18 protein-coding genes, 1 tRNA gene and 1 pseudogene are annotated in these 21583 nt (G+C 67.4%); 15 read left to right on the forward strand and 5 right to left on the reverse strand.

What is annotated here, in order from left to right; genetic code table 11:
• The first annotated feature begins 74 nt into the window (after positions 1-74).
• From EPL00_RS00910 to EPL00_RS00920, 3 genes are all read left to right on the forward strand, one after another.
• A complete protein-coding gene (locus EPL00_RS00910) occupies positions 75-1103 on the forward strand; it encodes a hypothetical protein (protein ID WP_135852271.1) in 1029 nt (342 codons plus the stop codon).
• A gap of 69 nt (positions 1104-1172) precedes the next feature.
• Positions 1173-1322: a hypothetical protein gene (locus EPL00_RS00915; RefSeq protein WP_162224122.1), complete on the forward strand. Its 150-nt coding sequence runs from the start codon at positions 1173-1175 to the stop codon at positions 1320-1322.
• Positions 1323-1332: 10 nt separating this feature from the next.
• Positions 1333-1917 (forward strand): hypothetical protein, encoded by a 585-nt coding sequence (locus tag EPL00_RS00920; protein ID WP_135852270.1) that lies wholly within the window; start codon positions 1333-1335, stop codon positions 1915-1917.
• Between the two features lie 75 nt (positions 1918-1992).
• Here EPL00_RS00920 and trpB read toward each other — a convergent pair whose 3' ends face one another.
• Positions 1993-3165, reverse strand: coding sequence for a tryptophan synthase subunit beta (trpB, locus tag EPL00_RS00925; RefSeq protein WP_135852269.1), 1173 nt, complete (start codon positions 3163-3165; stop codon positions 1993-1995).
• Positions 3166-3390: 225 nt separating this feature from the next.
• On the opposite strand from trpB, the gene EPL00_RS00930 reads away from it, so the two are divergent.
• The 4 genes from EPL00_RS00930 to EPL00_RS00945 all read left to right on the forward strand — a co-directional run bounded on the left by EPL00_RS00930 (position 3391) and on the right by EPL00_RS00945 (position 7720).
• Complete coding sequence (locus EPL00_RS00930) at positions 3391-3690, forward strand: DUF5789 family protein (RefSeq protein WP_135852268.1); 300 nt, start codon at positions 3391-3393, stop codon at positions 3688-3690.
• 514 nt (positions 3691-4204) lie between these two features.
• A complete protein-coding gene (locus EPL00_RS00935) occupies positions 4205-5749 on the forward strand; it encodes an alpha,alpha-trehalose-phosphate synthase (UDP-forming) (RefSeq protein WP_135852267.1) in 1545 nt (514 codons plus the stop codon).
• 26 nt (positions 5750-5775) lie between these two features.
• Positions 5776-6663, forward strand: coding sequence for a trehalose-phosphatase (gene otsB, locus EPL00_RS00940; protein WP_135852266.1), 888 nt, complete (start codon positions 5776-5778; stop codon positions 6661-6663).
• Positions 6664-6802: 139 nt separating this feature from the next.
• The gene (locus EPL00_RS00945; RefSeq protein WP_135852265.1) at positions 6803-7720 is read left to right on the forward strand and encodes a hypothetical protein; all 918 of its coding nucleotides are present in this window, start codon (positions 6803-6805) and stop codon (positions 7718-7720) included.
• Between the two features lie 78 nt (positions 7721-7798).
• On the opposite strand, the gene EPL00_RS00950 is transcribed toward EPL00_RS00945, so the two are convergent.
• Positions 7799-9763: an ABC transporter ATP-binding protein gene (locus EPL00_RS00950; RefSeq protein ID WP_135852264.1), complete on the reverse strand. Its 1965-nt coding sequence runs from the start codon at positions 9761-9763 to the stop codon at positions 7799-7801.
• Positions 9764-9922: 159 nt separating this feature from the next.
• A complete protein-coding gene (locus tag EPL00_RS00955) occupies positions 9923-10192 on the reverse strand; it encodes a DUF7538 family protein (RefSeq protein ID WP_135852263.1) in 270 nt (89 codons plus the stop codon).
• 91 nt (positions 10193-10283) lie between these two features.
• On the opposite strand from EPL00_RS00955, the gene EPL00_RS00960 reads away from it, so the two are divergent.
• A tRNA-Val gene (locus tag EPL00_RS00960) sits at positions 10284-10357 on the forward strand.
• Between the two features lie 343 nt (positions 10358-10700).
• Positions 10701-11933 (forward strand): PQQ-binding-like beta-propeller repeat protein, encoded by a 1233-nt coding sequence (locus EPL00_RS00965; RefSeq protein ID WP_135852262.1) that lies wholly within the window; start codon positions 10701-10703, stop codon positions 11931-11933.
• Positions 11934-12030: 97 nt separating this feature from the next.
• Here the strand turns inward: EPL00_RS00965 and EPL00_RS00970 are convergent, their stop codons facing one another.
• Positions 12031-12552, reverse strand: a complete 522-nt coding sequence (locus EPL00_RS00970; RefSeq protein ID WP_135852261.1) for a hypothetical protein — start codon at positions 12550-12552, stop codon at positions 12031-12033.
• A 177-nt stretch (positions 12553-12729) separates the two neighbouring features.
• The gene (gene glnA2, locus EPL00_RS00975; RefSeq protein ID WP_135852260.1) at positions 12730-14094 is read right to left on the reverse strand and encodes a gamma-glutamylputrescine synthetase; all 1365 of its coding nucleotides are present in this window, start codon (positions 14092-14094) and stop codon (positions 12730-12732) included.
• Positions 14095-14352: 258 nt separating this feature from the next.
• Between glnA2 and EPL00_RS00980 the strand changes: the two genes are divergently transcribed.
• The 6 genes and pseudogenes from EPL00_RS00980 to EPL00_RS23410 all read left to right on the forward strand — a co-directional run.
• The gene (locus EPL00_RS00980; protein ID WP_135852259.1) at positions 14353-15714 is read left to right on the forward strand and encodes a diaminobutyrate--2-oxoglutarate transaminase; all 1362 of its coding nucleotides are present in this window, start codon (positions 14353-14355) and stop codon (positions 15712-15714) included.
• Positions 15711-17237 carry a pyridoxal phosphate-dependent decarboxylase family protein gene (locus tag EPL00_RS00985; protein ID WP_135852258.1) on the forward strand — a complete coding sequence of 509 codons (1527 nt, stop codon included), beginning with the start codon at positions 15711-15713 and terminating at the stop codon, positions 17235-17237. Before EPL00_RS00980 ends, EPL00_RS00985 begins: the two co-directional genes overlap by 4 nt.
• Before the next feature lie 17 nt (positions 17238-17254).
• Complete coding sequence (locus tag EPL00_RS00990) at positions 17255-19165, forward strand: IucA/IucC family protein (RefSeq protein ID WP_135852502.1); 1911 nt, start codon at positions 17255-17257, stop codon at positions 19163-19165.
• Complete coding sequence (locus EPL00_RS00995; RefSeq protein WP_135852257.1) at positions 19162-19749, forward strand: GNAT family N-acetyltransferase; 588 nt, start codon at positions 19162-19164, stop codon at positions 19747-19749. Before EPL00_RS00990 ends, EPL00_RS00995 begins: the two co-directional genes overlap by 4 nt.
• Positions 19746-21254, forward strand: a complete 1509-nt coding sequence (locus tag EPL00_RS01000; protein WP_202932517.1) for a lysine N(6)-hydroxylase/L-ornithine N(5)-oxygenase family protein — start codon at positions 19746-19748, stop codon at positions 21252-21254. Before EPL00_RS00995 ends, EPL00_RS01000 begins: the two co-directional genes overlap by 4 nt.
• A gap of 1 nt (position 21255) precedes the next feature.
• Positions 21256-21583: pseudogene (locus EPL00_RS23410) on the forward strand (IucA/IucC family protein); the annotation flags it as partial.

Here is a 21583-nt window from a genome sequence, read left to right on the forward strand (position 1 = left end):
GTTTCGCGGTCGGTCCGCACGACCGCAGGTGGTTTATCTGCGTTCCGACCGACCCTTCTTCCGGTGTGGGAAAAATGACACACGATAGACGAGAGTTTCTGCAACTCGGTGCGCTGGCGGGGGTCGGCGCGTTCGGGGGCGACCGACTGACCGACGTACCGATTCGATTCGAACAGGACGACCAGCGGAGCGGCGTTCGCGCCGACTGGCCCGGCCTCGAACTTCGGGTCACACAGGGGTCGGACCGGACCGCTCACTGGGTCCTGCCGGGGCGACGCCGCATCAGCGCGTACGTCTTCGGGACGCCCGAGAACCCGCGGACGACGGGCCAGCACTGGGTGAACGTGGCCGAAGGACCCGTCAAGTCACTCTTGGAAGAACAGACGTTTCAGGTCGGTCTACCGGTCGAACAGCGCCGGACGAGTTCGGATGGGTCGAGCTACACCGTCACCGAGATTCTGACCGGCTACAGCGACTCGGCCCAAGAGGCCGACGGCGAACTCGACGTGACCTACGTGGACCGCCAGCCGTACGACACGCCGGGCGACCCCGGCGACACGCTCGACACCGCCGAGGTCGAGGCGAGTTTCCGGGACCCCGCGGGCAACCGCTACGAGGTCCTCCTCGACCACGTCGTCCAGCCGCCGTTTCCGCCGTGGGAGACCGGCGGCGGCGTCGTGACCGGAACGTGGCTCCACGGCGTCACGGGCACCGGGACGCCGCTGATGCCTCGCCTGTTCAACTACGGCGCGCTCTGGGGCGTCGGCGCGCTCCGGGTCAACGGCGAACTGGCCGAGGAGGGCCGCGTGATGCACTTCATGACGACCGAGAACGTCCGGAAGGCCGACAGCTACGCGCTGGCGCTGGACGAGGAGCTACCCCTGAGCGAAGACGAGGCGTACCTCGGTCGCCAGCACCACACGCACCTGTTCCTGCCGCCGATAAAGGCGACTCCGGAGGGGCCAAAACCGAGTCCGGTGCCCACCGCGTTCGAGTTGCCCAACGGCGAGACTCAACCGTTCGTCCACTTCATGTGGGACGAGGACACCATCGAGGAGTTGGTCGTCCGCGGGACGGGCGAGGGCGGCGAGACGACGACGTAAGCCCTCCCACGGCGACCTGAACTTTTTATACTGATACGGACAATCAGTTCACGTCAGGAGGATTCAGGGATGACGACAGATTCGTCGGACTACAGTGACGCGATTCAGGAGTACGTCGAAATCGAACTCGAAAGCTCGTTCGAGTTCGACCGTCTCAGCCCGGACGAGGAGGACCCGCTCTACGACGAGGAACGAGTCGGAGGAGACGACTCGGAGTAAATCGCTTTCCATGTCTCACGTCCGTAACCGCCGACCAGCGACAGCTTTACAACGCCACTCGGAAGCCGACCTCACTCCGCAAACGCAGGGACCGGTCAACTTCGCGCTCGGAAAGGAGGCACTCCTCGCGCTCTACACGACGCTTCGCTCGGAGCAACACTCCGTGGTCGATTACCTGTTTCGAGAGGCGAAGCGACGAAATGCAGGCGTCTTCACGACCTCGCACGTCCTCGCCGAGGTCGTCGGAACCGTAAAGAGCAAGCGAGACGCGGATGCCGCCGTCCGATTCTGGAATGTGGTCGTCGATTCGAAAATCGTCGTCCTTCACGGAGCGCGCCCGTGGGGCAGGACGGACGCCGGACTCGGCGAGAAGGCCATCGGTACCGGCGTCAAAAATCTCTATCGCCAGTGGACGACCGTCGATTTTAAGTTCCACGAAGGAACGCTCGTCATGGACGCCGTCAAACTCAACGAGGAGCGTGCGGCAGAAGAGACGTTCGTCGTCTCGCTCGACGGAAGCCTCACGAACCTCGCGTGGAACGAAAATCTGAACATTCTCCCCTCACGGACGCCCCATCGCTCCGACGCCCGCTGAGACGCCACGTTTCCCCGGCCGTTCTGTCTCGGCCGGAGTACTCCATCTCGACAGGACTACGCCGACTCGATTCGACTACCCGAGGTCGAACATCTCGGCGGCCTGCTCCATGTCCTTGTCGCCACGGCCCGAGAGGTTCACCAAAATCACGTCGTCGTCGTCCATGTCCGCGGCTAGCTCCTCGGCGAGCGCGATGGCGTGGCTGGATTCGAGCGCGGGGATGATGCCCTCCAACTCCGAGAGTTTGCGGAAGGCGTCGAGCGCGTCGTCGTCCTCGACCGCCCGGTAGTCGCACCGACCGACCGCCTCGAACATGGCGTGTTCGGGACCGACCGCGGGGTAGTCGAGTCCGGCCGACACCGAGTGGACCTCGGTCTCCTCGTCCAGCGTCCGGGTCTTCATGCCGTGCATCACGCCCTCCTCGCCCTCCGCGAGCGGCGCGGCGTGCTGGCCCGACCCCTCGCCCTCGCCGCCGCCCTCCGCGCCGTAGAAGGCCACGTCGTCGTCGCGGAACGCGTGGAACAGGCCGATTGCGTTCGACCCGCCGCCGACGCAGGCCACCGCGGCGTCGGGGAGTTGCCCCGCTTTCTCCCGTATCTGCTCGCGGGCCTCGCGGCCGATGACCGACTGGAACTCCCGGACCATCCGCGGGAAGGGGTCGGGTCCGACCACCGAACCGACGAGGTAGTGGGTGTCCTCCATATTTTCGGCGAAGTCTTCGAGCGCCACGTCCACCGCGTCGGCGAGTCCGGCCCCGCCCTGCGTGACCTCGGTGACCTCCGCGCCCATCAGGCGCATCCGGAAGACGTTCATCTTCTGGCGGTCGGCGTCCTTCTTCCCCATGTAAATCTCGGTGTCGATACCGAGAAGGGCACCCACCATCGCGGTGGCGACCCCGTGTTGCCCCGCGCCGGTCTCGGCGATGAGGCGGGTCTTCCCGGCCTCCTCGGCGAGGAGGCCCTGCCCGAGGCAGTTGTTTATTTTGTGCGCGCCGCCGTGGAGCAGGTCCTCGCGCTTCAGGTAGATTTGGGCACCGAACTCCTCGGAGAGTCGTTCGGCGTGGAACACGGGTGTCGGTCGCCCCGCGAAGTCTTCGAGGTAGCTCCGGAACCGCTCGCGGAAGCGGTCGGTGTCGTGAATCTCGTCGAACGCCGCGGCGAGGTGGTCGAGCGGTTCCTCCATCGGTTCGGGGACGTGTCGGCCGCCGAAGCCCTCGAAGTCGCCGGTGTCCGTGTCTTCAGTTGGCATACCCCATCGTTGAGCGTCGGCGTATATAAATGTACGATTCTGCACACGACGGCGTTCCGTGGCCACCGGCATCTTCGTCGTCGCTCTCTCGAAAAACAAACCCGATTGTTTCTCCATCGAAGACAGATTTATATTCCGAACGAAATCTCTACCCACCGAATACACTACTAAACGTTGCTAGACGTGGCCGTCGGACCTATCCGCGCGAGTCCCGAACGAACGACGATGACAGATTCCCACCGAGAACTCGGCGTGGAGTTCGGCGACCTCGCCGCGCTCCTCGACGGCCACGACTACCCGGCGACCACGCAGGAACTGACCGACGACTACGGCGACCGACCGGTCGAACACCCCGGCGGGGCCGAGGAGTTCGGGGCGCTCCTCGCGCCGTCCGAGGACACCTATCGGTCGGCCACCGAGGTCCGGCAGGCGGTCTTGAACGCGGTCGGGCAGGGCGCAGTCGGTCGGAAGGGCTACACCGACCGAGGAGCGTTCTCTTCGACGCCCGACGACGTGTCGTTTTGAACCTTCGGAGAGCCGTCGATTCACCGACTGTCCGACCGTCCGGCCGAAGCGGCGAGGCAGACCGGCTGACTCGGTTCCCGGCACGATTGTACGTTCTTCTCCCGCAGAGAATTAATACAGAAAACACAAAATTTATCGGCCGATGGAAGTACGGTGTGGGTGGAGGTAACTTGACAATGTTTGCCATCGAGCTGACTCCGCTCAAGCGCTGTTACCACTCGCTCGGTTGCGGTGGGCCCTAAACGGTCACGAAGCGCCGAATCAGTACACTTCTTTCGCGCCACGGTCGCTTCACGCGATTGACCGCCGCCACACGCAGTTCCCCGAAATAATCGGCGATTACCGGCCGGTAAACGCTCCCTACTCCCCGCCGAGAACCGTTTCAATCGCCGAACGGTTTTGAACGGACGACTACGTTATTTCCGCGTATCGGCATTCTTCCCGTAGAGACGCGCGGTTGGCGGACGGTCGGCCCGCGGCCGGTCCGCCGGGAGACGGGAGAGCTACCCACAGGATGAACACGAACACGACAGGGGCGACGGCCGAATCGGCCGCCGAGACAGTCGCCGAACTCTGCGAGGAGCGCGAACTCGTCGTCGTATCGAACCGCGAACCGTACAGTCACGCTCGCGAGGAGGGCCGACTCACCGTGGACCGACCGGCGGGCGGATTGACCGCCGCGCTCGACCCCGTGATGCAGGCCGCCGAAGGGACGTGGGTCGCGTGGGGTGACGGCGACGCCGACCGCGAGGTCGTCGGGCCGGACGACGCCGTGGCGGTCCCGCCCGACGACCCGGCCTACGACCTCCGGCGCGTCTGGCTGACCGACGAGCAGGTCGAGGGCTACTACCGGGGGTACAGCAATCGGGTCCTCTGGCCGCTGTGTCACCTCGACACGGCGAAGATGACTCCGCGCGAGGAGTTCTGGCGGGCGTACCGGGAGACCAATTCGGAGTTCGCCGACGCCCTCCTCGACTCCACCGCCGACGCCGACCGAGACCCCGTGGTCTGGTTTCAGGATTACCACCTCGCGCTGGCCCCGCGGGCAGTCCGGGAGTCGCGCTCCGACGCCTTTTTGGCGCACTTCTGGCACATCCCGTGGCCCTCGCAGGACGTGTTCCGGGCCTGCCCGCAGTACGAGCAGTTGCTCGACGGACTCCTCGCCAACGACCTCGTGGGCTTTCACACCGACGAGTACTGCCGGAACTTCCTCGACTGCGTGGAGTCGGCGACCGACGCCCGCGTGGACCGGTCCAGTCGGAGCGTCGCCCACCGGGGCCAGCGCACCTTCGTCCGGGCGCTCCCGCTCGGCATCGACGCCCGACGACAGGCCGACCTCGCCGAGCGCGACGCCGCCGACGAGTGGTGGGCCGACTTCCGCGAGGAGGAAGGCATCGACCCGAGTACGAGCGTCGCGGTCGGCGTCGAACGCCTCGACTACACGAAGGGCATCGAACCTCGCCTCCGCGCGCTCGAACGCTTCTGGGCCGACAACCCCGAGTGGCGCGGCGAGTTGACCTACGTCCAGAAGGGCACCGAGAGCAGGTCGGGCATCCCGGCCTACGACGCGCTCCAGAAGCGAGTCGCCGACGCCGTAGAACGCGTCAACGACCGGTTCGCCACCGAGGAGTGGACGCCGGTCGTCTACACCACCGACCACCTGCCCGAGGAGGCCATCGCGGCGCTCTACCGGGAGGCCGACCTCGGTCTCGTGACGCCGGTCCGGGACGGGATGAACCTCGTCGCCAAGGAGTTCGTCGCGGCCCAGACCCGCGACCCCGGTCTCCTCGTGTTGAGCGAACTCGCGGGCGCGACCGACCAGTTGGGCGACGAAGCCCTCCTCGTCCACCCCTACGACACCGCGGGGTTCGCCGACCGACTCGGGGACGCTCTCGCGCTGTCGCGCGCCGAGCGCCGCAGGCGCGTCGCCGACCTCCAGCGGGAGGTCCACGCCGAAGACGTGTACGACTGGCTAGAATCGACCTTCGAGACCGCGGCCGCCATCGAGCGCGGCCGTCGCTCGGTCCGGACGACCGGACCCCGAGCGACCGACGACTGACACCCGACCCACGACCACCTCCCAAGATGGTTTCCGACGACTCCGAACCGAATGCACGCACCGACCCGACCGAGACCGACCACGAGATTCCGGCCCCGCTCCGGGACAACCTCCACGCCATCGTGACGGAACTGGTGGCCCACGAGGGCCTGCTGGTCGCGCTCGACTTCGACGGGACGCTGGCGGCCATCGAGCGCCGCCCCGACGAGGCCGCCATCCCCGACCCGACCCGCGAGGCGGTCGCCGCGCTCGCCGCCGCGGAGAACGTCGAGGTCGCGGTCGTCAGCGGCCGGGAACTCGCCGACGTGCGCGAGCGCGTCGGCCTGCCCGGCGTCTCCTACGCCGGGAACCACGGTCTCGAAATCCACGCCGACGAGTACGAGGTCCACCCGACCGCCCGCGAGGCCGAGGCGGACATCGCCGACCTCTGTGACCTCCTCGGCGACCGACTCGCGGACGTAGAGGGCGTCATCGTGGAGAACAAGGGCGTGACCGCGACGGTCCACCACCGACTCGTTGACGACGACGAGGTCCCCGCGGTCGAGAACGCCGTCGAGACGCTGGTCGCCGCCCGCGACGACGTGCGCCTGACCACCGGCAAGGACGTGTTGGAACTCCGGCCCGCGGTCGAGTGGGACAAAGGCGAGGCGGTCCGGGAACTCTACGACGAACTGGTCCCCGACGACCAGCGGTGGCTCCCGGTCTACCTCGGCGACGACACGACCGACGAGGCGGCGTTCAGCGTGCTGGACGAGCGCGGTCTCGGCGTCAAGGTCGGCGAGGACCCCGCAACCGAGGCACCCTATCGCGTGGCTGACCCCGACTCGGTCCGAGCGATACTGACGTGGTTGAGCGACTACGGCGTCGGTTTCCTCGACGCCGACCGCCGGGGCGTCCCGGTCGGCACCGCGTGAGACTCGCCGTCCTCGACGCCGCCGTCCCCGCGTCGTCCCCGCGCCGTCTCCGTAATGCACCGTTGAACCCGACCCGCGCGCCGCGAACGGTGTGAACGGTCGGTCCCGTTTATTCGCCGAATCGGTCAACTCTCACGCCATGGCAACCGACGACGGAGACGACGAGCGCGAGTACAGCGCGGGACCGGAAGACCGGCCGGGTTCGCCCGACCCCGCCGACGCCCCGGAGTCGTCCGAAGCCGACCGCTCGATTTCCGAGCCCCACGATTCCGACACCGAGACCGACCGGACCTACGTCAACGGCGGTCGGGAACCGACCACTCAGACCAGCCAGCAGTCCCGGACCGGCGACACCCAGACTCCCCGGCGATACGGGTCGAAAGCGCCCGCTACGCCCCCGAACCGACGGTACGGTGCGCGCCCACCGAGCGGCCGGTCGCCAGCGCCCGGCGGCGACCCGACGGGCGGGACTCCTCGGGCCGGAGAATCCCGGCCCGAGGAGTCACCCGCCGAGGAACCACCCGCCGAGAAACCCCCTTCCGAGGAGCCACCTGCCGAAACGGGTCGTAGACCACCGGCAACAGAACCGGACGAGGAGACCACCCTACCCGACGAGCATCCTCGCGGTCCCGAACAGCCACGTCGAGCGGCCGACGAGCAGGCCCGTCGGCCCGACGAGTCGGTCCCGGACGACGACGAGAGCGCACCCGACGAGTCGAAGCGACGACCGACCGAACGAGCGCCGCCCGAAGGCGCGCCGCCGAAGCGGACCCAACCGCTCCGGGAACCGTCCGAACCGCCGACGGAGACCCGCGAGCGCGCCGCAGACGACGCGAGAGTCGCCGAGCGAACGGAGTCGCCCACCGCCGAGGAGGCCGACGAAGAGGTCCCGAAGTACGGCGGCCTCTGGGACCCGAGTTGGGAGACCGAACGCGGCGGCCCGACCTCGGAGCGCGAGCAGACTCGCCGGGAGTACGAGCGGCGGTTCGACCGCCAGCGCGCGCGGCAACGGGACTTTCAGCGAGACAAGAGCGGTGGGCAATACCGACGCCGGTAGCCGTCGGGCAAACCACCGCGGACAGAGAGCGTCGGGAACACCGACGAAAATAGGACGTAGAACTGCGGAGAACGCGGCTCAGTCGTCGGCGTCGGTCTCGACGCTGGCGGTCCGGCGGGCCGCGCGCTCGATGAACTCCTCGGGCAGTTCGTCTATCTCTCCGGCCTGCACGCCCCAGAGGTGGGCGTAGAGTCCGTCCTCGCCCAGCAGTTCGTCGTGGCTCCCTCGCTCGACGACGCGGCCGTCTTCGAGGACGACGATTTTGTCGGCGTCCTTGATGGTCGAGAGCCGGTGGGCGATGGCGAACGTGGTCCGGTCCTCCGTGAGGTCGTCCAGACTGCGCTGGATGAGCATCTCGGTCTCGGTGTCCACGTCGCTGGTCGCCTCGTCCAACACGAGGATTTCGGGGTCTTTCAGCACCGCGCGGGCGATGGAGATGCGCTGGCGCTGACCGCCCGAGAGCTTGACGCCGCGCTCGCCGACCTCGGTGTCGTAGCCCTCCGGCAGGTTCTGGATGAACTCGTGGGCCTCGGCGGCCTTCGCGGCCTCCACGATATCCTCGTCGTCCACGTCGAAGGTGCCGTAGGCGATGTTCTCCTTGACCGTGCCGTAGAACATGAACGTGTCTTGGCTGACGTAGCCGATGGCCTGCCGGAGACTCGGCAGGCTCACGTCCCGCAGGTCGGTGCCGTCGATGCGGATGGCTCCGTCGTCAACGTCGTACATCCGGAGCAGGAGTTTCAGGACCGTGGACTTGCCCGCGCCGGTCGGCCCGACCAGCGCGAGCGTGTCGCCGCCCTCCACGTCGAAGGAGATGTCGTCCACGATGGTCTCGTCGTCGTCGTAGCCGAAGGTCACGTCGTCGTAGACGACTTCGCCCTCCGAGACGGTGAGGTCTTCGGCGTCGGGCTCCTCGCGGATGCGACTCGGCTCGTCCATCAGCCCGAAGATGCGGGAACTCGACGCGTACGCGCGTTGGTACATGTTGATGATGGAGCCGAACTGCGCCATCGGCCAGATGAACCGCTGGGTAAACAGAATAAAGGTAACGAACTCGCCGGGCCTGAGGGTCCCGGTGAAGAACCACGGTCCCTCGCCGTTGAACACCCAGAGGCCGCCGACGACGAACGTCAGCGCGAAGCCGAGTCCCGAGAGAATCTGGAGCGAGGGGAAGAACTTAATGCGGGTGACGATTGCGCCCCAGTTCGAGTCGAAGTAGTCGTTAGACACGTCCTCGACGCGGTCGGACTCGTAGCTCTCGGTGTTCGAGGTCTTGATGACCTGAATCCCGCCGAGGTTGTTCTCCAGTCGGGAGTTGACCTTCCCGACCGCCGAGCGCACGTCGGCGTACTTGGGCTGGATTATCTCCACGAACTTGTAGGTGAACCCGGCGATGAGCGGTACCGGTACCATCGCCACGAGTGCCAACTGCCAGTTGATGGCGAAGAGGAAGGCTGCGATGGCCAGTACCATCACGCCCAACCGGAACGCCGAGTTCATTCCGTCGTTGAGGAACCGCTCCAGTCGATTCACGTCGTTCGACAAGATGGACATCATCTCGCCGGTCTGCTTGTCGGCGAAGAAGTCCATGTTCAGTCGTTGCATCTTGTCGTACGTGTCGGTACGGACGTTGTGCTGGATGTTCTGTGCGAAGGAGTTCCAGCCCCAGTTTCGTGCCCAGTGGAATGCCGCGCCGACACCGAATGCGGCCGCGACGATTCCGACCGAGAACCAGAACTGGTCGGCTCGTCCTGTTGGCGTGATAGATGCTACCAAACTACTCGATACGAATGGCAACTGACCCGCAAGCGCATCCGCATACGGTATCTGGTTCGACTGTTTACCGAATAGCGAGTCGATGGCGACTCCGAGGATGACAGGCGGGAGCAAGTTTAACACCCGTGCGAAGATGCTCGCCACGACGCCCGTGACGAACGCGAACGTGTTCTCGGACCCGTATTCGAGGAACAGCCGTTTCATCGGATTCTCGGCCTGCTCCCGTTGCTCCTCGAACGGGTCGTCTTCTTCGTCAGTGAGACTCATTATCATCCAGAAATAGTTCGGCTCTTGAAAAGGTTTCCTTCGAATCGAAACATCGGGTCGTTGCGGGGAACTCTCTCATCGGACTTCGAATTGACGCAGAGCGTGAACTTATGGCTAGCGATAGTGTGCGAACGGTTGTCGAAAAGGGGTCCGGTCGCGCTACAGCGACCGCGACTCGATGTCCGGGTCCACGTCCGCCTCGGCCAAGTCCTGCCGAATGCGCTCGCGCAGGGGGTCGGGCACCGTGTCGCGGCCGACCGGGACCGCGACCTCGCCGTCGCCTCTGACCTTCCAGTAGAGGACGCACTCGCTCGGCGCGTAGAACTCGATGCTGTAGGAGTCGCTCCCGCCCTGATAGTGGACCCGCGCCGCGAACTCCTCGGCCTGCCAGCCGTCCTGTTCGGCTAACTCCTCGATTCGCTCGTCCATACCGGGGCGTGGTCGGGTAGCGTGGTAGTGGTTACGAAAGTCGAGCGAGAAGGTAACAGTTATTTCCGGCGAGCGATTTGTGGCTGGTAGCGGGTCTGTGGTCTAGTTGGTCATGACGCGGCCTTTACAAGGCTGAGGTCGGCGGTTCGAACCCGCCCGGACCCACTCAGTTCTCGTTGCGCGACACGACGAGCGAAGCGAGGAGTCCGCGCCGCGCGTCTGCTGTTCGGGAGAGTGGTCGAACTCCACAGGACGCGCGCCCCCGAAACGACGTGAGCGGGAACGTCTTGCTCCGGGGCGACCTCACCCGGATCCACGTTACAGTAGCTCCGAGAAGTCTGCATTTTTACGAGACACTCCCGTCAGTGACTCACGACTGAATCGGGGGCAACGTCAGTGTCTCCGCTCCCACGTCCGTCGGCATCCACCGCTTCGAGAGGGCCGGTTTCGTGATTTATCGACCGAGTATCAGTAAGGCTATTTCCGATAGTGGTCAATCGAAAACACGATGACGCCCTCCAGACGCCGATTTCTCGAACTGTCCGGACTCGCGCTCGCGGGAGTGGGCGGGAGTCCGGTCGCTGGCGGTCGAAAGGACTCCGGTCGCAAGGAGTCCGGTCGCGAGTCCGCGTTCGACTGGCCGATGGCACGGTACGACCCCGCCGGAACCGGTCACAACCCCGACGCGTCGGGACCGAAAACCGATGTCGAACTCGCGTGGAGCCACGGCGCGACGGACTGGTTTCTCGGAACCTCCTCGCCGATTCGTCGCGGAGAGACCGTCTATGCGGCGGGAAACGGACTCGTCGCGCTCGACGCTGAGACCGGAGCGCGGCAGTTCGGCCATCCCGGCCCGTACCAGTCGAGTCCGGCGCGCGTTCGCTCGTCGGTCTACACCACCGACACGCTCGCGGTGACCGCACCGTCCGGCGTCTTCGGACTGAACGCGGACGGCGGAGTCGAGGTTCCGGTACTGAATCTGTCCCTCGGCGTCGAGCGATGGGAAGGACCGCGGTCTCCCGGCGGCGGTTTCTTCGGAGCGAACGATTCGGTAACGCCCGTCGCGGCCGACGGCAGTATCTACACCGCGATTCCGGGGACGAACGCCATCGCGGCACTCGACCCCAACACCGGAGGAGTCCGTTGGCGCAGGACTCACCACGAAGACGACGCGGTGGGCGTCGATTTCAACAGACCGGCCGTGAAAGACGGCCTCGTCTTCCTCACGAACTGGCCGCGACAGGCGACAGCCTACCGGACCGACACCGGAGCGCGACGGTGGCAACGGGAACTCTCCGAGCAACTCCTCCTCCCGCCGGTGGCGACCGAGGAGGGCGTCGTCGTCCCGTCACGCAACACGGTCTGGTTGCTCGACGCCGACGACGGCACGACGTTGTGGAAACACGACCACGAGGGGAACGCGACCGACGGCGCACCGGCGGTCGCCGACGGCACCGTCTTTTTCTCCGACGAACAGGAGTCGCTGTACGCCCTCGACCTCGCGACGGGCGAGACGGTGTGGACGACGCCGTTCGACGGCCCGGCGTCGCCGGTCGTCGCCGACGACACGGTGTACGCCGTCCGGTCGGGCTTCGCCCTCCTCGCACTCGACGCCGCGTCGGGCGAGCAGCGTTTCGAGTACCGGCCGTCGCAGGTCCCGCTCTCGACGCCGGTGGTCGGCGACGGCGTCCTCTACGCCACCAATCGCAGACGAGTTATCGCGCTGGCGGCGGCCGCGTGACGACCGACCGGTGAGAGAGTCGGCCCCTCCTCGGCGGTGCCGCATTCGACTTCGACGGCCGATTCACGGCGGGGTGGACTGACCGACGCCGATAGGTTCAGTTCGGTAGCAGCCAATCGACGCTGGACGCGCAGGTGGCCGACCCGCTCGTCCCGCCGTCTTCGAGCGTCAGGCTGTGTTCCTGTTGTCGTTCGGTACACGTTCTGATGGTCGTGTGAACGTGGGTCCGGTCGTCGCCGAGGTCTTCGACGAGGTAGACCGTGACGTTGCCGGGCGTCCAGCCGTCGATGGTCGTCGTCACCTCCTCGCCCGGTTCGACGGTGATTCGCTCCGTGGGAATCCCGTCGTCGGCCAGCGTCACGTTCCGGAAGCCCTCCGGCCAGTAGAGTTGCGAGAGCGTCGCGAGCCGGCGCTCGCCCTCGCGGGTCGTGACCTCGAAGTTCATCAGTAACGCCGCCTGTCTGCTCTCGGCGGTGTAGGCGGTCACTCGGTACGTCGTGTCGTCTTCGTTCGTGACCGTCAGCGTCGGCGGTGCCTCGTACACGTCGCCCGCGACGACGGAGAGGCCGCCGAGGAGGACGAGGCAAGCGAGGAGGGCGGTCGTTCGTCGGGAGGCCATGGTACTACCAGTGTCGGCGTCACGGAAATAATCTCCTCGTTTCGGGCGTCCGACAGCTCCGGTGATATCGAATGTCGGTTCCTCGTCGGTCGTTCTCTCGTCGGCGTTCGACGGCCGCGAGGAGCGTCGATTGTAGCCGCGTCTCCTCGGCGTCGGCGTCTCGATTACGCCTTCGCTTCAGTACACGGTTCGGAGTCGGTCGCGCTCCCACGAGACCGCGCTGTCGGTGAACGCCTCCCAGTGGCTTCGCTTGACTTCGAGGTACGTTTCGAGGAGGTCGGCCCCCAGCGCCGCCCCGAGGACCGAGTCGGCTTCGAGCGCGTCGAGCGCCTGCCCGAGCGTCCGGGGGAGTCGCTCGATGCCTCGCTCGGCGCGCTCGCTCGACCGGAGGTTTCCGGGGTCGGCCGATACGGGTTCGGGCGGTTCGAGGTCGCGCTCGATGCCGTCCCTCCCGGCCGCGAGGAGACCGAGCAACGCCAGATAGGGGTTGGCGGTGTTGTCGGCCGCCCGGAACTCCAACCGGGTCGAAGCGCCGCCGTCGTCGGGTTTCGGCGCGGGAATCCGGACCAGCGCCTCGCGGTTGCCCCGGCCCCAGCAGACGAACGCGGCGGCCCCGATTTGGGGTCGCAGGCGGGCGTAGGAGTTGACCGTCGGGGCCGCGAGCGCGACCAGCGCGGGCGCGTGGTCGAGGATGCCTGCGACGAAGTGGCGGCCGGTGTCGCTCAGTCCGTCGCGGTCCGGGTCGTAGAAGGCGTTTTCGTCCGATTCGTCGTCTGCCGCGGCGGCGTCCCACAGCGAGAGGTGGACGTGACAACCGTTGGTCGAGTGGTCGAAGGGCTTGGGGAGGAACGTCGCGCGGTAGTCGTGGTCGCGCGCGACGCTCTCGACGGTCTCGCGCAGGAGGACGTGGTGGTCGGCCGCCCGGACGCCGGGTTCGTGGCCGGTGACGAGTTCGTGTTTCCCGGCGGCGTACTCGGGGTAGTACTTCTCGACCCCAACGTCTTGGGCTTTCAGTGCGTCCACCATCGCGAGCATCGTCTCGTGGGTCTCGCGCGTGCTGCCGGTGGCGTACGCGCCGCGCTCGTCCACCCTGATGGGGTCGCCCGCCTCGTCCTCGGCGAACAGGTGAAACTCGCTCTCGAAGGCGACCTCCGGGGCGAGTCCGTCGCTCCGGAACGACTCACAGAGCGCGCGAAGCGACGACCGCGGGTCCACCGACCACGGGTCGCCGTCGAGGGTCTCGACGTTGCAGAGCATCGCGCCAGCGCGCTCGGCGTAGGGGAGCGGGCGGAACGTCTCGGGGTCGGGGACGAGTCGGACTTCTCCGGCGGCGTCGAAGCGGCCGTCCTTGTCCCTGAGTCCGAGCGCGTTGTACGACTGGACGAGTTGCGAGAGCGTCACGCCGTCTTCGACGGCGGATTCGACTTTCGAGGAGTCGACCGAGTGAGCGCGGACCGCCCCGCTCTGGGTGACGAACAGTAGTCGCACGAGGTCTACGTTCGCGTCGCGGCACGACTCGGCGACCGACGAGTGTCCTGACATAGAGTCTCCTGTACTGCGGAAGTGTTTTAGGTAAGCCTAAAAAAATTTCGAAGCGGAGTCGTGCGACGAGAGTCCTCGGTCGGACCGACGCCACCTGCCTTTATATAGTTTAGGCTAGCCTAAATTATAAAAGCCGGAGAAGATGGAAATACTTTTCAATTTTTAGGTCGGCCTAAAAATCGTGACGCAAACGACGCGACCCGCTCGAAGTCGAACCGACAACGAACCGACCCGCGCCCGCCGAGGAGGCCTCCTCGCATGAGCGACGCCGCGCCCTCGAACGACCGACTCCTCGGCAAGCAGGCCGACCGGGAGTCGAACGCGCGGAGCTACCCCCGCTACCTCCCGATGGCGATTCGGGAGGCCCAAGGCGTCGAAGTGACCGACGCCGACGGGAACACCTACTACGACTGTCTCGGCGGGGCCGGAACGCTCCACCTCGGGCACAACCACCCCGTCGTGGTCGAGGCCATCGAGGAGGCCATGGCGGCCGACCGGCCGATGCACACCCTCGACATCACGACGCCGGTCAAGGAGGCGTTCGTGGACACGCTGTTCGACAGCCTGCCCGACGAGTTCGCCGACACCGCCAAGATTCAGTTCTGTAGCCCGGCGGGCACCGACGCGATAGAGGCCGCGCTCAAACTCACCAAGACCGCCACGGGCAACCGCTCGGTCCTCTCGTTCCGCGGGGGCTACCACGGGATGACCCACGGCTCGCTCGGGCTGATGGGCGACACCGACGCCAAGGAGGAGGTCCCCGGTACGATGGGGAACGTCCACCACCTGCCCTATCCCTACCCCTACCGCTGTCCCTTCGGCGTCGGCGACGAGGGCCACGAGGTCGGAAGCGAGTACGTCGAGCGACTGCTGGATGACCCCGAGCGCGGCTTCACCGACCCGGCCGCGATGGTCCTCGAACCCGTGCAGGGCGAGGGCGGCTCCATCGCGCCGCCCGCCGACTGGCTCCGGGAGATGCGCCGCATCACGCGCGAACACGACGTGCCGCTCGTCGTGGACGAGATTCAGTCCGGACTCGGCCGGACCGGCGACCTCTACGACTTCGAGCGCGCCGACATCACTCCCGACGTGGTGACGCTCTCGAAGGCGGTCGGCGGCGGACTCCCGCTGGCCGTGATGCTCTACGACGAGGAGTACGACGACTGGGAGTCGGGCGCGCACACCGGCACCTTCCGGGGCAACCAGTTGGCGATGGCCGCCGGGCGAGCCACCATCGAGTACATCGTCGAGGAGGACCTGCCGAGTCACGCCGAGGCGATGGGCGCGCGACTGCGCGACCACCTCGACGCCGCGGCCGACCGGTTCGATTCGGTCGGCGACGTTCGCGGCCGGGGCCTGATGCTCGGAGCCGAGATGGTCGATGCCGACGCCAACCCCGACGACCTCGGCGCGTACCCGCCCGACGCCGACCTCGCGGAGGCGATTCAGTCCGAGTGTTTCGACCGCGGCCTGATAGTCGAACGCGGCGGTCGAGAGGGCGCGACGGTCCGGTTCCTCCCGCCGCTGATTATCTCGAAAGAGCAAGTCGAGGAGGTCGGCCGCATCTTCCGCGAGTCGGTCGAGGCCGCCGTCGCCGAAGCGACCGCTCCATCGCCATGACGACGGCCGACGACCTGTTCCTCGGCACCGACGCGGGGAACGACGCCTACCGGAAGGCGGTCTCGCGGGCCAGCGAAGCGGTCGTAGAAGCGTTCGCCGACGAGGCGACGCCCTACTCCGGGGCGTCGCCGGGGAGTCACGACGACCGCTTCGCCGCGGTGGACCCACTCCCCGACGAGGGCCAGTCGCTCGCCGAGACCGTCGAGGAGGTCGGCGACAGAGTTCTCTCGGAGTCGGTCGGCGTCTCGGACCCCGAGTGCGTCGCCCACCTCCACTGTCCGCCGTTGGTACCGGCGCTGGCGGCCGAGACCGCAATCGCCGCGACGAACCAGTCGCTCGACTCGTGGGACCAGAGTCCGGCCGCGACTCACGTCGAGCGCCGGATGGTCGAACGCCTCTGCGAGTTGTTCGGCTACGGTCCCGGCGGCGACGGCGTGTTCACCAGCGGCGGCACCCAGTCGAACTTTCAGGCGCTCCTGTTGGCCCGCAACCGGTTCGCCCGCGAACGACTCGGCCGCCGCGTGAAAGAGAGTGGCCTGCCCCACCGCGCGAAGTCGATGCGACTCCTCTGCTCGGACGCGGCCCACTTCACCGCCGAGCAGGCCGCCGCCCACCTCGGACTGGGCGAGAACGCGGTCGTGACCGTCCCGACCGACGACGAGTACCGGATGGACCCCGAGGCGCTGGACGCGACGCTCGCGGACCTCCGGGAGCGCGACCGGGACCCCTTCGCGCTGGTCGGGACCGCGGGCACGACCGACTTCGGGAGCATCGACCCGCTCGACGCGCTCGCGGACCGCGCCGAGGCCCACGACTGCTGGTTCCACGTGGACGCGGCCTACGGCGGGGCGCTCGCGCTCTCCGAGACCCATCGCGGGAAACTGGCCGGAATCGAGCGCGCCGACTCGCTGGCGGTCGATTTCCACAAGCTGTTCTACCAGCCCATCAGTTGCGGGGCGCTCCTGCTCGGCGACGGCGACGACTTCGACCTGATTCGGCGGTCGGCGGCGTACCTCAACCCCGAGGAGGCCGACCTCGACGCGCCGAATCTGGTCTCGAAGTCGGTCCAGACGACCCGGCGCTTCGACGCGCTGAAACCCTACGTCACGTTCCGGACGCTCGGCCGGGAGCGACTCGCCGAACTGGTCGAATCGACGCTCGAACTCGCCGACGACGCGGCCGCCCTGCTGGCGGACGCGCCCGACTTCGAGTTGCTGAACGACCCGACGCTCAACGCGGTCGTCTTCCGGTACCGGCCGGAGGGCGGCCGCGCCGGAGGCGGTCGCGGAGACCCCCGCTCGGACGACGCCGAACGCGTCGGCCGACTCAACGCCGCGATTCGGGAGGCCCTGCTCCGGAACGGCGACGCCGTAGTCGGCCGGACCGAGGTCGATGGCCGGACCTGCCTCAAACTCACCCTGCTGAACCCGAAGACCACCGTCGAGGACGTGGCCGGGATACTCGACGCCGTGCGGAATCGCGCGCGAACCATCGAAGTTGCGGAGACGGCACTCCGACGATGACCGACGACACGCAGACGATGAACGCCACAGAAATCGCAGAATCGGCGACGTTGCACAGCTTCCTGAACTGCTACCTCCGCGAGACCGGCGACTACGAAGTCGTAGCCGCCGAGGAGGTCCCCGTCCCGGCGAACGGCCGCGAGCGGGTCGTCCGCGCGCCCCTGCCCGAGCAGGCGACGACGCTGTACGTCCCGCTCCGGTACCGGTCGCCCACGGACCGCCACCTGTTCGACCTACCGGGCTACTACCGGCACGGCGAAGGCGGACGAGCGGACGGGCGAGGAGACCGGACGCTCGAACTCGACTACCTGACGCTGGCGTCGCTCGCGACGAAGGAACTCGCGCTCTCGCGGGACGACACCGGGAACCGCGACGAACTCCTCCTGCGGGTCCTCAAGAGTTGCAAGAACGTCGCCCGGTTCGTAGACGCGCGACGGGACGACGAAGACCAACTCTACGGCTTCGACACGACGTTCCGGGAGGCCGAGCAGTCGCTCGTGTTCGGCCACCTCCTCCATCCGACGCCCAAGAGTCGCCAAGGCATCGCGCCCCACGAGTCGCCGACCTACGCCCCGGAGTTGGAGGGGTCCTTTTCGCTCCACTACTTCCGGGCCGACCCCGAGTTGGTCTGGGAGGACGCGGCGCTCGACGCGACCGCCGCGCTCGATGTGGCGGCCGACTCGGCGAGCGAGTGGGTGAAGGCGGCGCTCCGGGAGGACCCCGCGGTGGGTGAGTCGTTCGTCCGGCAACACGTCGAGAGCGACGACGTGCTGATTCCGGTCCACCCGTGGCAGGCCGACTACCTCCTCGAACAGGACGGCGTGCGCGAGCAGTTGGGCGACGGCCTCGAATCGCTCGGGCGGGTCGGCCGGGAGTTCCACCCGACGACCTCGGTCCGGACGCTGTACGCCCCCGACGCGCCGTTCATGGTCAAGGCGTCGCTCAACGTCGCAATCACCAACTCCGAGCGCACCAACAAGCGCCCGGAACTCGACCGAGGAGTCGCCATCGCAGAACTGCTGGACACGCAACTGGGCGACGACCTCCGCGAGCGGTTCCCCGACTTCGACGTGGTGCGAGACCCCGCCTCGCTGACGCTCGACGTGGGCGAGGGGGCCGACGGCGAGTCCGAATCGGGCTTCGAGGTCGTCCTGCGCGAGAACGTCTTCCGGGGCGCGGACGCCGAGAACGCGGGGCCAGTGGTCGCGCTCTGTCAGGACCGAATCGAGGGCGACGGCTCGCGGCTCGGTACCGTGGTCGAGACCATCGCCGAGCGCGAGGGTCGTTCGACCGAGGAGGTCAGCCGCGAGTGGTTCCGCCGGTACCTCGAAATCTCGCTCCGGCCGATTCTGTGGCTCTACCTCGAACGCGGACTGGGCGTCGAGGCCCACCAGCAGAACGGCGTCCTCGCGCTGGACGAGGGGTACCCCGACCGGTTCTACTACCGGGACAATCAGGGCTACTACTTCCCCGAATCGAAGTACGACGAGTTGGACGACCTCCTGCCGGGCGTCGGCGAGCGCGCGGACACCATCTGTCCGGACGCGGTGGCCGACGAGCGCATCCGGTACTACGTCGTGCTGAACAACGTCTTCGGCGTCGTCAACGTCTTCGGGACCGCGGGACTGGTGGACGAGCGCGACCTCCTCGCTATTCTGCGCGAGGAGCTAGAACGCTGTCGGGAGTTCGACCGCGACTCGTCGTCGCTGTTAGACGGCTTGCTGGAAGACGAGACCCTGCCGTGCAAGGCGAACCTCCTCACGCGGTTCCACGACATGGACGAACTGGTCGGGTCGCTGGAGAACCAGTCGGTGTACGCCGACGTGGACAACCCCATCGTGACCGCGGTCGAAGCGGCGGGCGAGAGCGACGCGGACACCGCCGACGAGACCGACGCCGAGGGCGAACCGGAGGTGCCCCCGCGATGACCGGTCCCGGCGGCGTCGTCGCCGCGCCCTACGATTTCCAGACGTACGACGACGACATCGAGAAGACCGTCTCGTTCCGGCGGGCCGAGATGGACGACTTGGGGATGCTCCACGCGTGGCTCAACGAGGACCACGTCCTACCCTACTGGCAGTTGGACGACCCCCTGCCCGAGTTCCGGGAGACGCTGGCCGAGAAGTTGGCCGACGACCACATGACGCCGTACGTGGGGCTCCTCGACCACGTGCCGACGAGCTACTGGGAGTGCTACTGGGCGGCCGACGATCCCATCGCCCAATACTACGACGCCGACCCCGCCGACCAAGGCGTCCACCTGCTCATCGGGCCGCCGGAGTACGTCGGGGAGGGCTACGCCGAACCGCTCCTGCGGGCCGCGACCCGGATGCAGTTCCGCCACGGCGAGACCGACCGCATCGTCACCGAACCCGACGTTCGCAACGAAATCGTCCACCACGTCTTCGAACAGTGCGGCTTCGAGGCCCGCCGCGAGATAGAGATGAACGAGAAGACCGCCCTGCTGATGGTCTGCGAGCGCGAGCGGTTCGAGCGGGAGGTGGTGGCGTGAGCGACCCCGACCCGACCCCGACGAGCGACGCCGACGCTGGCGAGATTTACGACGTGGTGGGCGTCGGTCTCGGGCCGTTCAACCTCGGACTCGCGGCGCTGTTGGACGGCGCGGGCGACCGCACGGCCGCCAACGCGGGCGACGGTTCGGCCGCCGACGCGAGCGACGATACGGACGCCGACGTGGACGCGCTCTTCCTCGAACGGGACGCCGAGTTCGCGTGGCACGAAGGGATGCTCATCGAGGGGACGACGATGGAAGTCCCCTTCCTCGCGGACCTCGTGACGATGGCGGACCCGACCAACCCCCACAGCTACCTCAACTACCTGCGCGAGCGGGGTCGGCTCTACGAGTTCTACTTCTACGAGACGTTCCAGATTCCCCGCCGGGAGTACGACGATTACCTCCGGTGGGTCGCCGACCGCCTCGACTCCTGTCGGTTCAGCCGCCGGGTCGAATCGGTGACGTGGGTCGAAGGCGACGACGGCGAGGAGGGCCACTTCGCCGTCACCGCGCGCGACCCCGAGACCGGCGAGGTGCGGAGCTACCGCGCCCGGAACCTCGCGCTCGGCGTCGGGAGTCGTCCGCGGGTCCCCGAGGAGCTACGCGGCCACCCCGAGGCCGACGTGTTCCACACCGCCGAGTACCGCTTCCGGCGCGACCGGTGTCTCGACGCCGACTCGATTACGGTGGTCGGGTCGGGCCAGAGCGCGGCCGAGGTGTTTCGGGACCTCCTCGACCGCCAGCCCGACGGCGACTACCGGCTCGACTGGCTCACGCGCTCGGACGGGTTCTTCCCGATGGAGTACTCGAAGCTCGGACTTCAGCACTTCACGCCCGAGTACGTGCGGTACTTCTACGACCTGCCCGACGACGAGAAGGACGAGATTCGGGCCGACCAAGACCTGCTGTACAAGGGTATCGACCCCGAGACGAGCGCGGAGATATACGACCTCCTCTACCGGCGCTCCGTCGGCGACCGCGACCCCGACGTGGGGCTGTTCGCCATGACCGAAGTCGAGGACATCCGCGAAACTGAGGCGACCGATGCCGACGCGGCGAGCGCGTACCGCCTCGACTGCCACCAGTGGCAGGCCGACGAGTCGTTCGCTCACGAGAGCGACGTGGTAATTTTGGGCACGGGCTACCACCGGCCGGTCCCGGAGTTTTTGGACCCCATCGAGGAGCGCGTCGCGTGGGACGACGAGGGTCGCTATCGCGTGACCGAGGACCACCGGCTCGTCCTCGACGCCGCGGGCGACGCCTTCGTCCAGAACGGCGACCTCCACAGCCACGGCGTCGGCGCGCCCGACCTCGGGTTGGGCTGTTACCGCAACGCTCGCATCGTGAACCGGCTGGTCGGCCGGGAGGTCTACCCCGAGGAGACCGACACGGTGTATCAGGACTTCTCGGTCGAGTCGTTCCTCGAACGGCCGGGTCGGGGCGAGAGCGACACCCGCGACGACGAGCGCCGCCGACCGACCGCCGCGCCGGAGGGCGAGTGAGATGGAGAACCTCGACACCTTGCGGTCGGCGCTGACCGACGAGACGTGGGCGCGGGTGAACCGCGACTGCTTCCGGAAGCTCCTCGCGGAGTTCGCCTACGAGGACATCGTGGTCCCCGCGCCGGTCGGGACCGTCCCGGCCGACGACTCGGAACCCGGCGAGTCGTGGACCCGGTTCCACCTCCGACTCGACGGCGGCGTGACGTACCGCTTCGACGCACAGCGTCGGCTCTTGGACAGCTACCGAGTCCGCGAGGGGTGGGGGGTGGGGGGGGCCCCCCGCCGCACCGACCCGCCCGGCGGGGCGGGGGGCGGGGGGGGGGGGGGGG

It is taken from the genome of Halorussus salinus, assembly GCF_004765815.2.
Taxonomy (GTDB): domain Archaea; phylum Halobacteriota; class Halobacteria; order Halobacteriales; family Haladaptataceae; genus Halorussus; species Halorussus salinus.